25 protein-coding genes are annotated in these 13,652 nt (G+C 68.1%); all 25 read right to left on the bottom strand.

What is annotated here, in order from left to right; translation table 11 throughout:
* Positions 1 to 128 precede the first annotated feature (128 nt).
* Positions 129 to 941, bottom strand: coding sequence for a type I methionyl aminopeptidase (gene map, locus HNR02_RS05575; protein WP_312860912.1), 813 nt, complete (start codon positions 939 to 941; stop codon positions 129 to 131).
* Entirely contained in the window at positions 938 to 1,492 is a 555-nt protein-coding gene (locus tag HNR02_RS05580; RefSeq protein WP_179772127.1) for an adenylate kinase, read from the bottom strand. Before HNR02_RS05580 ends, map begins: the two co-directional genes overlap by 4 nt.
* Positions 1,489 to 2,796 carry a preprotein translocase subunit SecY gene (gene secY, locus HNR02_RS05585; protein ID WP_179775727.1) on the bottom strand — a complete coding sequence of 436 codons (1,308 nt, stop codon included), beginning with the start codon at positions 2,794 to 2,796 and terminating at the stop codon, positions 1,489 to 1,491. The genes HNR02_RS05580 and secY overlap by 4 nt, the downstream gene beginning before the upstream one ends.
* A gap of 246 nt (positions 2,797 to 3,042) precedes the next feature.
* Entirely contained in the window at positions 3,043 to 3,798 is a 756-nt protein-coding gene (locus tag HNR02_RS05590) for a hypothetical protein (RefSeq protein WP_179772128.1), read from the bottom strand.
* Positions 3,799 to 3,954: 156 nt separating this feature from the next.
* Positions 3,955 to 4,401 carry a 50S ribosomal protein L15 gene (rplO, locus tag HNR02_RS05595; protein WP_179772129.1) on the bottom strand — a complete coding sequence of 149 codons (447 nt, stop codon included), beginning with the start codon at positions 4,399 to 4,401 and terminating at the stop codon, positions 3,955 to 3,957.
* Positions 4,398 to 4,583: a 50S ribosomal protein L30 gene (rpmD, locus tag HNR02_RS05600; RefSeq protein ID WP_020417566.1), complete on the bottom strand. Its 186-nt coding sequence runs from the start codon at positions 4,581 to 4,583 to the stop codon at positions 4,398 to 4,400. Before rpmD ends, rplO begins: the two co-directional genes overlap by 4 nt.
* Before the next feature lie 2 nt (positions 4,584 to 4,585).
* Positions 4,586 to 5,215, bottom strand: coding sequence for a 30S ribosomal protein S5 (gene rpsE, locus HNR02_RS05605; RefSeq protein WP_094003903.1), 630 nt, complete (start codon positions 5,213 to 5,215; stop codon positions 4,586 to 4,588).
* A gap of 37 nt (positions 5,216 to 5,252) precedes the next feature.
* Positions 5,253 to 5,654, bottom strand: coding sequence for a 50S ribosomal protein L18 (gene rplR / locus HNR02_RS05610; RefSeq protein WP_218902671.1), 402 nt, complete (start codon positions 5,652 to 5,654; stop codon positions 5,253 to 5,255).
* A gap of 2 nt (positions 5,655 to 5,656) precedes the next feature.
* On the bottom strand, positions 5,657 to 6,196 hold the full coding sequence (gene rplF, locus HNR02_RS05615; RefSeq protein ID WP_179772130.1) for a 50S ribosomal protein L6: 540 nt from the start codon (positions 6,194 to 6,196) through the stop codon (positions 5,657 to 5,659).
* A 17-nt stretch (positions 6,197 to 6,213) separates the two neighbouring features.
* Positions 6,214 to 6,612 (bottom strand): 30S ribosomal protein S8, encoded by a 399-nt coding sequence (gene rpsH, locus HNR02_RS05620; protein ID WP_179772131.1) that lies wholly within the window; start codon positions 6,610 to 6,612, stop codon positions 6,214 to 6,216.
* 75 nt (positions 6,613 to 6,687) lie between these two features.
* On the bottom strand, positions 6,688 to 6,873 hold the full coding sequence (locus tag HNR02_RS05625; protein WP_091505019.1) for a type Z 30S ribosomal protein S14: 186 nt from the start codon (positions 6,871 to 6,873) through the stop codon (positions 6,688 to 6,690).
* A complete protein-coding gene (rplE, locus tag HNR02_RS05630) occupies positions 6,873 to 7,436 on the bottom strand; it encodes a 50S ribosomal protein L5 (protein WP_179772132.1) in 564 nt (187 codons plus the stop codon). Before rplE ends, HNR02_RS05625 begins: the two co-directional genes overlap by 1 nt.
* Positions 7,436 to 7,750 carry a 50S ribosomal protein L24 gene (gene rplX / locus HNR02_RS05635; RefSeq protein WP_179772133.1) on the bottom strand — a complete coding sequence of 105 codons (315 nt, stop codon included), beginning with the start codon at positions 7,748 to 7,750 and terminating at the stop codon, positions 7,436 to 7,438. The genes rplE and rplX overlap by 1 nt, the downstream gene beginning before the upstream one ends.
* Positions 7,751 to 7,752: 2 nt before the next feature.
* Positions 7,753 to 8,121 carry a 50S ribosomal protein L14 gene (gene rplN / locus HNR02_RS05640; protein ID WP_017986615.1) on the bottom strand — a complete coding sequence of 123 codons (369 nt, stop codon included), beginning with the start codon at positions 8,119 to 8,121 and terminating at the stop codon, positions 7,753 to 7,755.
* Positions 8,122 to 8,200: 79 nt separating this feature from the next.
* On the bottom strand, positions 8,201 to 8,506 hold the full coding sequence (rpsQ, locus tag HNR02_RS05645) for a 30S ribosomal protein S17 (RefSeq protein WP_179772134.1): 306 nt from the start codon (positions 8,504 to 8,506) through the stop codon (positions 8,201 to 8,203).
* Positions 8,506 to 8,754 carry a 50S ribosomal protein L29 gene (rpmC, locus tag HNR02_RS05650; protein ID WP_017986613.1) on the bottom strand — a complete coding sequence of 83 codons (249 nt, stop codon included), beginning with the start codon at positions 8,752 to 8,754 and terminating at the stop codon, positions 8,506 to 8,508. Before rpmC ends, rpsQ begins: the two co-directional genes overlap by 1 nt.
* A complete protein-coding gene (gene rplP / locus HNR02_RS05655; protein WP_179772135.1) occupies positions 8,754 to 9,173 on the bottom strand; it encodes a 50S ribosomal protein L16 in 420 nt (139 codons plus the stop codon). Before rplP ends, rpmC begins: the two co-directional genes overlap by 1 nt.
* Before the next feature lie 3 nt (positions 9,174 to 9,176).
* On the bottom strand, positions 9,177 to 10,022 hold the full coding sequence (rpsC, locus tag HNR02_RS05660; RefSeq protein WP_179772136.1) for a 30S ribosomal protein S3: 846 nt from the start codon (positions 10,020 to 10,022) through the stop codon (positions 9,177 to 9,179).
* Complete coding sequence (gene rplV, locus HNR02_RS05665) at positions 10,022 to 10,423, bottom strand: 50S ribosomal protein L22 (protein ID WP_179772137.1); 402 nt, start codon at positions 10,421 to 10,423, stop codon at positions 10,022 to 10,024. Before rplV ends, rpsC begins: the two co-directional genes overlap by 1 nt.
* A 31-nt stretch (positions 10,424 to 10,454) precedes the next feature.
* Positions 10,455 to 10,736: a 30S ribosomal protein S19 gene (gene rpsS / locus HNR02_RS05670; RefSeq protein ID WP_033384221.1), complete on the bottom strand. Its 282-nt coding sequence runs from the start codon at positions 10,734 to 10,736 to the stop codon at positions 10,455 to 10,457.
* A gap of 18 nt (positions 10,737 to 10,754) precedes the next feature.
* Positions 10,755 to 11,588 carry a 50S ribosomal protein L2 gene (gene rplB, locus HNR02_RS05675; protein WP_179772138.1) on the bottom strand — a complete coding sequence of 278 codons (834 nt, stop codon included), beginning with the start codon at positions 11,586 to 11,588 and terminating at the stop codon, positions 10,755 to 10,757.
* A gap of 15 nt (positions 11,589 to 11,603) precedes the next feature.
* Positions 11,604 to 11,915 (bottom strand): 50S ribosomal protein L23, encoded by a 312-nt coding sequence (gene rplW / locus HNR02_RS05680; RefSeq protein ID WP_179772139.1) that lies wholly within the window; start codon positions 11,913 to 11,915, stop codon positions 11,604 to 11,606.
* Positions 11,912 to 12,598, bottom strand: coding sequence for a 50S ribosomal protein L4 (rplD, locus tag HNR02_RS05685; protein ID WP_179772140.1), 687 nt, complete (start codon positions 12,596 to 12,598; stop codon positions 11,912 to 11,914). Before rplD ends, rplW begins: the two co-directional genes overlap by 4 nt.
* Positions 12,595 to 13,251 carry a 50S ribosomal protein L3 gene (rplC, locus tag HNR02_RS05690; RefSeq protein ID WP_179772141.1) on the bottom strand — a complete coding sequence of 219 codons (657 nt, stop codon included), beginning with the start codon at positions 13,249 to 13,251 and terminating at the stop codon, positions 12,595 to 12,597. Before rplC ends, rplD begins: the two co-directional genes overlap by 4 nt.
* Positions 13,252 to 13,281: 30 nt before the next feature.
* Positions 13,282 to 13,587 (bottom strand): 30S ribosomal protein S10, encoded by a 306-nt coding sequence (rpsJ, locus tag HNR02_RS05695; protein ID WP_003883485.1) that lies wholly within the window; start codon positions 13,585 to 13,587, stop codon positions 13,282 to 13,284.
* Positions 13,588 to 13,652 lie beyond the last annotated feature (65 nt).

A 13,652-nucleotide genomic window follows, 5' to 3' on the forward strand; every position in this document is an offset into this window, starting at 1 on the left:
CGTGATGAGTACGCCGACTAGACAGTTTACGCAGCCGGTGTCGCGCCTCGCGAGGCGGGGTGATGTGTGGTAGGCAACGCCACCGACGAGGGTACGCCCGAACGCGCCCGGAGGGGTGAAACCGCAGGTCAGACGTCTTCCAGGAGGGTCAGGACGCGCGGGCCGGCGTCGGTGATGGCGACCGTGTGCTCCCAGTGACAGGCCCGGGAGCCGTCCGCGGTCACGACCGTCCAGCCGTCTTCGAGTTCGACGGTCTCGGCGCTGCCGCCGGTCAGCATCGGCTCGATGGCCAGTGCCATCCCGCTCTTGAGCTTCGGGCCGCGGCCCGGCTTGCCGACGTTGGGCAGGAACGGCTCCATGTGCATCTCGGTGCCGATGCCGTGCCCGCCGTACTCGACGATCTGCCCGTACTCGCGGCCGTCCGCGGCCGACGACGTCTCCGCCGAGGTCTGCACGGCGTGCGAGATGTCGGTGAGCCGCGCGCCGGGCACGGCGGCCTCGATACCGGCGAGCATCGCGGCACGGGTGGCGGCCGACAACGCCTGGTCGGCGGCCGAAACCGCGCCGATGGCCAGCGTGACCGCCGAGTCGCCGTGCCACCCGTCGAGGATGGCGCCGCAGTCCACGGACAGCAGGTCACCGTCGGCGAGCACCGCGGTCTTCGACGGGATGCCGTGCACGATCTGCTCGTTCACCGACGAGCAGATCGAGGCCGGGAAGCCGTGGTAGCCCTTGAACGAGGGCACCGCGCCAGCCGCGCGGATGGTCTCCTCGGCGATCTCGTCGAGGTCGGCCGTGCTGACGCCGGGCTTGGCGGCCTCCGCGACGGCCGCGAGGGTGCGGGCCACCACGATGCCGGCGGCCCGCATCGCCTCGAACTCGCCGGGGCTCTTGATCTCGATGCCGCGGTGGCGGCGGAGCACGGAGGGCACCAGGTTCACGAGCGGGCGTCGAGGGCGTTCACGATGCGGGTTGACACCTCGTCGACCTCGCCGACGCCGTCCACCTTCACCAGGATGGCCGAGTAGTAGTCCAGCAGCGGCGCGGTCTCCGACTGGTAGACCTGCTGGCGGCGGCGGATGACCTCTTCGGTGTCGTCCGTGCGGCCGCGGCCCAGCAGGCGCTCGACCAGGACATCCTCGGGCACGTCGAGCTGGATGACGGCGTCGATCCTGCTGTCCGACTCGCCCAGCATCTCGCCGAGCACCTGGGCCTGCTTGGTGTTGCGCGGAAACCCGTCCAGCAGGAAGCCGGCCTTCGTGTCGGACTCGGCCAGGCGCTCGCGGACCATCTCGTTGGTCACGCTGTCCGGGACCAGCTCACCCGAGTCGAGGTAGCGCTTCGCCTCCTCGCCCAGCGGCGTCTGCTCCGCCACGTGAGCGCGGAAGAGGTCACCCGTGGAGATGTGCGGGATGGAGAGCCGCTGCGACAGCGCTACCGCCTGAGTACCCTTTCCTGCTCCGGGCGGGCCGACAAGAACCAGGCGCGTCATCGCAAGAACCCTTCGTAATTCCGCTGCATCAGCTGGCTTTCGATCTGCTTCACCGTGTCGAGGCCGACGCCGACCATGATCAGCACCGCGGTGCCGCCGAACGGGAAGTTCTGGTTGTTGCCCTCCTGCGTGATGGACAGGAAGAAGTTTGGCAGGATCGCGATGATGCCCAGGTAGAGCGAACCCGGGAAGGTGATCCGGCCGAGTACGAAGCTCAGGTACTCGGCGGTCGGCCTGCCCGGGCGGATGCCCGGGATGAAGCCGCCGAACTTCTTCATCTCCTCCGCACGCTCGTCCACGTTGAACGTGATCGTGATGTAGAAGTACGTGAAGAAGATGATGAGCGCGAAGTACAGCAGGATGTGGGCCCAGCTGGACTGGTTGACCACGTAGGTCTGCAGGAACGCCTGCCACCCCGAGCCGCTCGTCGGGTCGCCGAACAGGCGGCTGATGAGGTCGGGCAGGTACAGCAGCGACGAAGCGAAGATGACCGGGATGACACCGGCCTGGTTCACCTTGATCGGCAGGTAGGTCGACGTGCCGCCGTACATCCGGCGGCCGATCATGCGCTTGGCGTACTGGACCGGGATCCGGCGCTGGCCCTGCTCGACGAAGATGACGCTGGCGATGATCACCAGGCCGAACACGCAGACGAGGGCGAAGACCAGACCACCCTGGCCGTTGAGGATGTTCATGCCCTCGGCCGGGATGCGGGCCGCGATGTTCAGGAAGATCAGGACGGACATGCCGTTGCCGACGCCGCGCTCGGTGATCAGCTCACCCAGCCACATCATGACCGCGGTGCCCGCCGTCATCGTGATGACGATCAGGGCCAGCGAGAAGATGCTGTTGTCCGGGATGATCGACTGCGCGCAGTCCGGGAACAGCTGGCCGCGGTCGGCGAGCGCCACGACACCGGTCGCCTGCAGGATCGCCAGCGCGATCGTCAGGTACCGGGTGTACTGCGTCAGCTTGCCCTGGCCGGACTGGCCTTCCTTCTTCAACTCCTCGAACCGCGGGATGACCACGGTCAGCAGCTGGACGATGATGCTGGCGGTGATGTAGGGCATGATGCCGGTCGAGAAGATCGACAGCTGCAGGAGCGCCCCGCCGCTGAAGAGGTTCAGCAGGGAGTAGATGCCCGACTGGTCGGCACCTGCCTGGCAAGCCTGCACATTGGGATAGGAGACCCCGGGCGCCGGGGTGACCGCACCGATCCGGTACACGGCCACGATCAACAGCGTGAACAGGATCTTCTTGCGCAGGTCCGGCGTGGTGAGAGCCGAGCGAAAGGCGCTGAGCACGCGGGGGACCTCCTCGGCGTCGCCGGTGGGTGTCACCGACGATCGGCTTGGCCGGCACACGGGCCGGCAGGAAACACCAGGTCGCTGGCAAGCCAGCAGCGCTCCGGGGCAAATGTCTCCCCGAAGCGCGTCGCCCGACTCTAACAGCCGGGAGTTGGCGGGCTGTGAGGTAGGCCGTGTTATGGGCTCGGGCCGACCGCACGGTGCAGGGTTTTCCGCCGCTGGGCGAGCGCCCGGCACTCCGGATCAAGAACCGGGTTGTTCCTCGCGCCGGGGTGCGGGTGCCTCTCCCCTGGCGGCGGCGGGTGGGCCCGTCTGCTGCTGCGGGGGAAACGGCGGTTGCGCCGGGAAGCCGTAGCGCGGGGTGATCGGGTCGTAGCCGTACTGCGGGGGCGGCGGTGCGGGCGCTCGTCTGCCCCGGCTCGCGGCCAGGACCGCTGCCACGACGGCGAGCACGGTGGCGCCCACGACGAGCCAGAAGCCGAGCCCCAGCCTGCCGATGGCCGCCACGTCGGCGAAGTTCTGCGCGGCGCCCGTCGGGCGGAAGCTCTCGTTCAGGCTGATCGCCTGCAGGAAGATCGACAGCGTGGTCGCCGCGAGGAAGCCGGCGCCGATCCCGGTCAGCAGCGCGGCGGCGAACTTCACGCCGGGCGTGGACGTGCGCCGCGCGGCGGCGAGGCCGACGGCGGCCGCGATGAGGAGCAGCAGCCCGGCGCCGCCGAGAGCCCAGCCGTTGCGGACCGGTTCGCCGAAGGTCGTCGTCGGGGTTCCCGGAGTGGCTGCTTCGGCGGAGAGGTCCCAGCCGGTCACCGTCAGCTTGAGCTGTGTCGCGCCCCGGAACCGCAGCTCGCCGATGAACAGCGCCAGAAACGCGCCGGTGACGGCGGACGCCGCGGCGAGCAGCGCCAGCACGGAACCCACGATCCGCTTGCCCTGCCACCCGGGCGGCCGCGACGGGACCGGCTGATAACCCATGGGACGTGGTGCCGCCGGGAACGACATGGTCCGATGGTGACACCGCCGCGACGGCCCTCACGTCACGAGAGCGTCACGATCGTCACAGGCCATCCGCAGAGAGCAGCACCTGCGACCGGATGGGCGCACACGAGAACGGCCCGCCGGTCGCGAAGACCGACGGGCCGTGTCACGGGTAAAAAATCAGGCCTCGTTAGCCGAGCCGCCCGCAGCCTCGAGCTTCTCCTTGGCGGAGCCCGAGAACTTGTCGGCGGTGACGTTCAGCTTGACGCCGTTCAGGTCGCCGTTGCCGAGAACCTTGACGAGCTCGTTCTTGCGAACCAGCCCGCGCGCGACCAGCTGCTCCTTGGTGACGTCGCCACCGTCCGGGAAGACCCGGGCGATGTCACCGACGTTCACCGGCTGGTACTCGGTGCGGAAGCGGTTCTTGAAGCCACGCAGCTTCGGCAGCCGCATGTGGATGGGCATCTGCCCACCCTCGAAACCGGCGGGCACGTTCTTCCGGGCCTTGGTGCCCTTCGTACCGCGACCGGCGGTCTTGCCCTTCGAACCCTCACCACGGCCGACGCGGATCTTCTCGCGCTTCGAGCCCGGAGCCGGGCGCAGGTGGTGGATCTTGATGGCCGTCATGCCTTGACCTCCTCAACAGTCACGAGGTGGCGGACGGTGTGGATCAGACCGCGGACCTCCGGGGTGTCCTCACGGACCACGGACTGCCGGATCTTGCGCAGTCCGAGCGTCCGCAGGGACTCCCGGTGGTTGTGCTTGGTCCCGATCTTGCTCTTGACCTGGGTGACCTTGAGCTGAGCCATGGTCAGACCCCCTGTCCCGCGCGCTGCCGCAGCATCCGGGCGGGCGCGACGTCCTCGAGCGGCAGACCACGACGGGCCGCCACCTCCTCCGGACGCTGGAGACCCTTCAGGGCCGCCACGGTGGCGTGCACGATGTTGATCGCGTTGTCGGAGCCCAGCGACTTCGACAGCACGTCGTGCACGCCCGCGCACTCCAGCACCGCACGCACCGGGCCACCGGCGATGACACCGGTACCGGCGCTCGCCGGACGCAGCAGGACCACACCGGCGGCCTCCTCACCCTGGATGGGGTGCGGGATGGTGCCGGCGATCCGGGGAACGCGGAAGAAGTTCTTCTTCGCTTCCTCGACGCCCTTGGCGATGGCCGCGGGAACTTCCTTGGCCTTGCCGTAGCCGACACCGACCTGACCGTCGCCGTCACCGACGACCACCAGAGCGGTGAAGCTGAACCGACGACCACCCTTCACGACCTTGGCGACGCGGTTGATCGCGACGACGCGCTCGAGGTGCGGGGTCTTCTCCTGGCCGGCCCCGCCACGGCCACCGTCGCGGCGGTCGCGGCGGTCACGGCGGTCGCGGTCGTTACCGCCGGGGCCGCCCTGTCCGCCGCCCTGCCGTGTACGTCCCGGCATCAGGCTTTCCTTCCATTCACGAACGTGTGCATCGTCCTCAGAACTCCAACCCCGCCTCGCGGGCGGCGTCGGCCAGCGCGGCGATGCGGCCGTGGTAGCGGTTGCCACCCCGGTCGAACACGACGCTGGAAATGCCCGCATCCTTCGCGCGGGCGGCCACGAGCTCGCCGACCTTGGCGGCCTTGGCCTTCTTGTCGCCCTCGAGCGCACGCACGTCGGCCTCCAGGGTGGACGCCGCAGCCAGGGTGTTCCCGGCCACGTCGTCGATCACCTGGACCGCGATGTGCCGCGAGGACCGGTTGATCACCAGGCGCGGCCGCTGGGCGGTCCCGCCGATCTTCTTGCGAAGCCGGAAGTGACGGCGCGCCTTCGCGACGCGGCGGCGGGTCGAGATGTCCTTGCCGACCGGCTTCCGCTTCTTCGTTGCCGTTTCGCTCATGATCACTTACCCGTCTTTCCGACCTTGCGGCGGATGCGCTCACCCTCGTAGCGCAGCCCCTTGCCCTTGTAGGGGTCCGGGCGCCGCAGCTTGCGGATCACCGCGGCGATCTCGCCGACCTGCTGCTTGTTGATGCCGGACACCGAGAACCGGGTCGGGCTCTCGACCTTGAAGGTGATGCCTTCCGGCGCCTCGATCAGCACGGGGTGGCTGTAGCCGAGGGCGAACTCGAGGTTGCTGCCCTTGGCCTGGACGCGGTAACCGACACCGTGGATCTCGAGCTTCTTCTCGTATCCGTCGGTGACGCCGACGACCAGGTTGTTGACCAGCGTGCGGGTCAGACCGTGCAGCGCACGGCTGGTCCGCTCGTCGTCCGGGCGCTTCACCAGAAGCGCGCCGTCCTCACCGCGCTCGACCGTGATCGGCTCGGCGACGGTGTGCGAAAGGGTGCCCTTGGGCCCCTTCACCGAAATGTTCTGGCCGTCGATGGTCACCTCGACCCCGGAAGGGACGGTGATCGGCTGCTTACCGATGCGCGACATGCCTGCTCTCCCTTCCGTTACCAGACGTAGGCGAGGACTTCCCCGCCCACACCATTGCGCTTGGCCTGCCGGTCGGTCTGGAGGCCGCCCGACGTCGAGATGATCGCGATGCCCAGCCCGCCCAGCACGCTCGGCAGCTCGGTCGACTTGGCGTACACCCGCAGACCCGGCTTGGACACCCGGCGCAGACCGGCGATGCTGCGCTCGCGGTTGCGGCCGTACTTCAGTTCCACCACGAGGTTCTTGTGCTTCTCACCCGGCTCGTCCCGGAAGCCCGAGATGTAGCCCTCGCGCTTGAGGATGTCGGCGATGTTCGCCTTGAGCTTCGAGTGCGGAACCACGACCTCGTCGTGGTACGCCGAGTTGGCGTTGCGCAGACGCGTCAGAAAGTCTGCGATGGGGTCGGTCATCGTCATGGTGACCTTCAACCTTTCTCGCCTGGTTCCCCTGCCGTGCAAGGGCCTGTGGCGAAGTGGGAGCTTCTGTCGTTCCTACCAGCTGGACTTGGACACGCCGGGCAGCTCGCCCGCGTGCGCCATCTCGCGCAGGCAAACCCGGCACAGTCCGAACTTGCGGAACACCGAGTGGGGCCGGCCGCACCGGTTGCAGCGCGTGTAGGCACGCACCTTGAACTTCGGCTTGCGGGCCGCCTTGGCGATGAGAGCCTTCTTGGCCATCAGTTCTCCTTGAACGGGAAGCCGAGCTTGCGGAGCAGCGCGCGGCCCTCGTCGTCGGTGGTAGCGGTGGTGACAACGGTGACGTCCATGCCGCGGGGGCGGTCGATGGAGTCGGGGTCGATCTCGTGGAACATCGACTGCTCGTTGAGACCGAACGTGTAGTTGCCGTTGCCGTCGAACTGCTTGGCCGACAGCCCGCGGAAGTCACGGATACGCGGCAGCGCGATGGTCAGCAGCCGGTCCAGGAACTCCCACATGTAGTCGCCGCGCAGGGTGACGCGCGCACCGATCGGCTGGCCCTCACGCAGCTTGAACTGCGCGATGGACTTGCGCGCCCGGCGCACCTCGGGCTTCTGACCGGTGATGGCCGCGAGGTCGCGGACCGCACCATCGATCAGCTTGCTGTCCCGCGCGGCGTCGCCGACACCCATGTTGACGACGACCTTGACCACGCCCGGGATCTGGTGGACGTTCTCGTAGCCGAACTCGCTGCGGAGCTCGCCCTTGATCTCTTCGCGGTACCGCGTCTTCAACCGCGGCACGATCTTCTCTGCGGTCGTCATCAGATGTCCTTACCGTTACGGCGCGAGATGCGAACCTTCTTGCCGTCCTCGCCGATGCGGTAGCCCACGCGGGCCGGCTTGCCGTCGGAGTCCACGACCATCACGTTCGACACGTGGATCGGGGCCTCCTGCGTCACGATGCCGCCGGACTGCGCGCCACGCTGGGTCTGCGAGATCCGCGTGTGCTTCTTGATCCGGTTCACGCCCTCGACCAGCACACGGTCACGCTCGGGGTAGGCCTTGATGACCTTGCCCTTGGCGCCCTTGTCCTTGCCTGCGATGACGACGACCGTGTCACCCTTCTTGACCTTCATGTTCAGAGCACCTCCGGAGCCAGCGAGATGATCTTCATGAACTTGCGGTCACGCAGCTCACGGCCGACCGGCCCGAAGATACGGGTCCCGCGCGGCTCGTTGTCGTTCTTGATGAGCACCGCGGCGTTCTCGTCGAACTTGATGTAGGAGCCGTCCGGGCGACGCCGCTCCTTCGTCGTGCGGACGACGACGGCCTTGACCACGTCACCCTTCTTCACCCCGGCAGCCGGGATGGCGTCCTTGACGGTGGCGACGATGATGTCGCCGATACCCGCGTAGCGCCGTCCCGAGCCACCGAGCACGCGGATGCACAAGATCTCCTTGGCACCCGTGTTGTCGGCGACTCGCAGCCGCGACTCCTGCTGGATCACGTCAACTCCTGTATGTCGCGCCGGTTCTCACTGGTTCGTGAGCCTGGCGGAACGGAGGAGGCCCGAGGTGGGCCTCCGATTACTTGGCCTTCTCCACGATCCGCACGAGCCGCCACCGCTTGGTGGCCGAGGCCGGGCGGGTCTCCATGAGGATCACGCGGTCACCGACGCCGGCGGTGTTCTCCTCGTCGTGCGCCTTCACCTTGCTGGTGGAGCGGAGAACCTTGCCGTAGCGGCGGTGCTTCTTGCGGTCCTCGAGCTCGACCACGATCGTCTTGTCCATCTTGTCCGAGACGACGTAGCCCTCGCGGACCTTCCGGTAGTTGCGACCGCTTTCCGCGCTCTGGACCGGCTGCGCGGCGAGCTCTTCGGTCTGCTCACTCATCAGGCAGCACCTTCTTCATTCTCGGCGTCGGGGGAAACGGACAGGCCGAGCTCGCGCTCCCGCATGACCGTGTAGATCCGAGCGATGTCGGCACGGACGGTGCGGAGGCGGCGGTTGTTGTCCAGCTGCCCGGTGGCCATCTGGAAGCGGAGGTTGAACAGCTCCTCCTTGGCCTCCTTCAGGCGCAGCACGAGCTCCTCGTTGGTGAGCTCACGCAGCTCTGCGGCGGCGACACCTGCCTGCGCCATCAGAACTCACCACCTTCACGGGTCACGATGCGGCACTTCATGGGGAGCTTGTGGATCGCGCGGCGCAGCGCCTCGCGGGCCTGGGTCTCATTCGGGAAGCTGAGCTCGAACATGACGCGGCCAGGCTTCACGTTGGCGACCCACCACTCGGGCGAACCCTTACCGGAACCCATGCGGGTTTCGGCGGGCTTCTTGGTGAGCGGGCGGTCCGGGAAGATGTTGATCCAGACCTTGCCGCCACGCTTGATGTGCCGGGTGATGGCGATACGAGCGGACTCGATCTGCCGGTTGGTCACGTAGTGGTGCTCAAGCGCCTGGATGCCGTACTCGCCGAAGGTCACCTTCGTGCCACCCTTGGCGGCACCGGAACGCTTCGGTGAGTGCTGCTTGCGGTGCTTGACCTTGCGTGGGACGAGCACGCCTCAGCCCTCCGTCTTCTCGGCCGCGTCCGGCGAGCCCTGCGCGGGCGCCTCGCTGGTCGCGACATCCGTGTCGGCCTTCGCGGCGGCAGCGGCGCGGCCGGCTTCGGTCGAGGTCGGCGTCGTGCCCTGCGCGCCGGAACGGCGCGGGCGCGACGGACGCTCACGGCGCGGACGCTCGTTGGCGGCCGCGGCGTCCCGCTCGGCCTTGGCCTTGAGGCCGCCGACCAGGTCGCCCTTGTAGATCCACACCTTCACGCCGATGCGGCCGAAGGTGGTGCGGGCCTCGAAGAAGCCGTAGTCGATGTCCGCGCGCAGCGTGTGCAGCGGGACCCGGCCGTCGCGGTAGTGCTCCGACCGCGACATCTCGGCACCGCCGAGGCGGCCGCTGCACTGCACGCGGATGCCCTTGACCTGCGACGAGCGCATGGTGGTCTGGATCGCCTTGCGCATCGCGCGGCGGAACGCCACGCGGTTTGACAGCTGCTCGGCGACACCCTGCGCGACCAGCTGGGCGTCGGCCTCGGGGTTCTTGACCTCGAGGATGTTCAGCTGGACCTGCTTCTTGGTCAGCTTCTCCAGCGAGCCGCGGATCCGGTCGGCCTCCGCGCCGCGGCGGCCGATCACGATGCCGGGACGCGCGGTGTGGATGTCGACGCGCACGCGGTCACGGGTGCGCTCGATCTCGACCTTGGAGATGCCGGCGCGCTCCATGCCGGTGGAGAGCAGCTTGCGGATCTTGACGTCCTCGGCCACGTACTCCGCGTACTGCTTGTCGGCGTACCAGCGCGACTTCCAGTCGGTGGTGATTCCCAGCCGGAAGCCGTGCGGGTTGATCTTCTGGCCCACTAGCGGCCACCTGCCTTCTTCTTACCGCTCTTCTTCGCTTCCGGACGCGAAACGACCTCGACCGTGATGTGGCTGGTCCGCTTGCGGATCCGGTACGCACGGCCCTGGGCACGCGGCTGGATGCGCTTGAGGGTCGGGCCCTCGTCGGCGTACGCGTTCTGCACGAACAGCGTGTCCGGGTCCAGGTTGAGGTTGTTCTCGGCGTTGGCCATGGCGCTGGCGAGCACCTTCGCCACCGGCTGGCTCGCCGCGTACGGCGAGAACCGGAGCACGGCGAGGGCTTCGGCGGCGCTAAGACCCTTGATCAGCTCGATCACCCGGCGCACCTTCGTCGGCGAGTCCCGGACGAAGCGAGCCCGCGCCACGGCCACCTGGGCCGGAGCGGTTTCTGGGGCTGTCATCGCTTGCTTTCCCTAACTCTCGTGTGCCCGCTCAGCGGCGGCGCGACTTCCGGTCGTCCTTGATGTGACCCTTGAAGGTCCGCGTCGGGGCGAACTCGCCCAGCTTGTGACCGACCATGGCCTCACTGACGAACACCGGCACGTGCTTGCGGCCGTCGTGCACCGCGATGGTGTGGCCCAGCATGTCCGGGATGATCGTGGACCGGCGGGACCAGGTCTTGATCACGGTCTTCTTGCCCGACTCGTTGAGAGCGTCCACCTTCTTGAGCAGGTGGTCGTCCACGAACGGGCCCTTCTTCAGGCTGCGTGGCATGTTCTCTTACCTCCCTGCTCAGCGCTTCTTGCCGGTGCGACGGCGGCGGACGATCAGCTGGTCGGACGGCTTGCGGCGGCGGGTGCGGCCCTCCGGCTTGCCGTTCGGGTTGACCGGGTGGCGACCACCCGAGGTCTTGCCCTCACCACCACCGTGCGGGTGGTCGACCGGGTTCATCACGACACCACGGACCGTCGGGCGCTTGCCGCGCCAGCGGTTGCGGCCCGCCTTGCCCCAGTTGATGTTGGCGTGCTCGGAGTTGCCGACCTCGCCGACCGTGGCGCGGTTGCGCACGTCCACGTTGCGGATTTCGCCCGAGGGCATCCGCAGCTGGGCGTACGGACCATCCTTGGCCACCAGCTGCACGCGGGCCCCGGCGGAGCGGGCGATCTTCGCACCGCCACCGGGGCGGAGCTCGATCGCGTGCACCACGGTGCCGACCGGGATGTTGCGCAGCGGCAGGTTGTTGCCCGGCTTGATGTCGGCGCGCGGACCGCTCTCCACCTTGTCGCCCTGGCGCAGCTTCTCGGGGGCGATGATGTAGCGCTTCTCGCCGTCGACGTAGTGCAGCAGCGCGATGCGGGCGGACCGGTTCGGGTCGTACTCGATGTGCGCGACCTTGGCCGGGATGCCGTCCTTGTCGTTGCGCCGGAAGTCGATGACCCGGTAGGCGCGCTTGTGACCGCCACCCTTGTGCCGGGTGGTGATCTTGCCCGACGAGTTGCGGCCACCGCTCTTGCTCAGCGGGCGCAGCAGCGACTTCTCCGGCTCCGACCGGGTGATCTCGGCGAAGTCCGACACGCTCGAGCCACGACGGCCCGGCGTCGTCGGCTTGTACTTGCGAATACCCATTGTCTGCTCAGTCCCTTACGCGGCGGGTCCGCCGAAGATCTCGATCGGCTTGCTCTCGGCGGACAGCGTCACGACGGCGCGCTTGATGTCCTTGCGCTTGCCGTACCCGAAGCGGGTCCGCTTGCGCTTGCCCTGCCGGTTCAGCGTGTTGACGCTGACGACCTTGACGCCGAAGATCTGCTCGACGGCGATCTTGATCTGCGTCTTGTTGGCGTCCGGCCGGACCACGAACGTGTACTTGTGGTCCTCGAGGAGCCCGTAGGACTTCTCGGAGATCACCGGCGCGAGCACGATGTCACGAGGGTCCGGGATGGCAACGCTGCTCACTGCGCTTCACTCCCTTCAACCTCACTGGCGCGCGCGGAAGCCTTGACCGGCTTGCCCTTGGTGGGCCCGGCGATGAAGGCGTCGTACGCGGCCTTGGTGAACACCACGTCGTCGTTGACCAGCACGTCGTAGGTGTTGAGCTGGTCGGGGTTGATCAGGTGCACGTTCGGCAGGTTGCGGGCCGACAGCCAGCCCCGCTCGTCCTCGCGGTGCAGCACGACCAGCAGGCGCTTGGCCTGGGTCACGGCCGCGAGGGCCTTCTTCGCGTCCTTGGTGTTGGGCTTCTCGCCCGGCACCAGCTCCGTGATGACGTGCACCTGACCGGCGCGCGCCCGGTCGGAGAGGGCACCGCGCAGTGCGGCGGCCTTCATCTTCTTCGGGGTGCGCTGGGTGTAGTCGCGCGGCGTGGGGCCGTGGACGGTGCCACCGCCGGCGAACTGCGGGGCGCGGGTCGAACCCTGGCGGGCGCGGCCGGTGCCCTTCTGCCGGTACGGCTTCTTGCCGCCACCGGAGACCTCGCCGCGGGTCTTCGTGTCGTGCGTGCCCTGGCGCGCGGCGGCCTGCTGGGCCACCACGACCTGGTGCATCAGCGGCACGTTGGCCTGCACGTCGAAGATCTCCGCGGGAAGCTCCACGGTGCCCTCGGCACTGCCTGCCGGGGTCTTCAGCTCGACGCTGGTCATTCGGTCGCACCACCCTTCGCGGCGGTCTTGACGAAGACGAGGCTGCCCTTGGGGCCGGGAACGGCGCCCTTGATCAGGATCAGGCCCTCTTCGGCACGAACGTCGTGGACGGTCAGGCCCTGCGTGGTGACCTTGACGCCACCCATGCGGCCGGCCATCCGCAGGCCCTTGAAGACACGGCCGGGGGTGGCGCAGCCACCGATCGAACCGGGGGCGCGGTGCTTGGCCTGGTTACCGTGGCTGGCGCCCTGGCCCTTGAAGCCGTGACGCTTCATGACACCGGCGTAGCCCTTGCCCTTGCTGGTGCCCGTGACGTCGACCTCCGAGCCGGCGGGGAACACCTCGGCGGTGATCTCCTGACCGATCTCGTAGCTGTCGGCGTCGGTCGTGCGCAGCTCGGCGAGGTACCGCCGCGGCGTCACGCCGGCCTTCTGGAAGTGGCCGGTCTCGGGCTTGTTGACCTTGCGCGGGTCCACGGCGCCGAAAGCCAGCTGCACGGCCTGGTAGCCGTCGTTGTCCTGGGTACGGATCTGGGTCACCACGTTCGGCCCGGCCTGCACGACGGTCACCGGAACGATCCGGTTGCCCTCGCCGAAGACCTGGGTCATGCCGAGCTTGGTGCCCAGGATGCCCTTAACTTGCCTGTCAGACATGAGTTCTTATCTCCGCCGCTCGCCCAACGCTTACTGGATGTTGACGTCGACGCTCGCCGGGAGGTCGATGCGCATCAGCGCGTCGACCGTCTTCGGCGTCGGGTCGAGGATGTCGATCAGCCGCTTGTGCGTGCGCATCTCGAAGTGCTCGCGCGAGTCCTTGTACTTGTGCGGCGAGCGGATGACGCAGTAAACGTTCTTCTCGGTGGGCAGCGGCACAGGTCCGACGACCGAGGCGCCGGTGCGCGTCACCGTCTCGACGATCTTGCGCGCGCTGGCATCGATCGCCTCGTGGTCGTAGGCCTTGAGCCTGATGCGGATCTTCTGTCCCGCCATGGTCGCAGCTCGTTCCTTCGTCTTGTGCCGCTATCTTCACCCGCGCTTTCGCGCCGGTTTCCGCA

Source organism: Amycolatopsis endophytica (genome assembly GCF_013410405.1).
Classification (GTDB): domain Bacteria; phylum Actinomycetota; class Actinomycetes; order Mycobacteriales; family Pseudonocardiaceae; genus Amycolatopsis_E; species Amycolatopsis_E endophytica.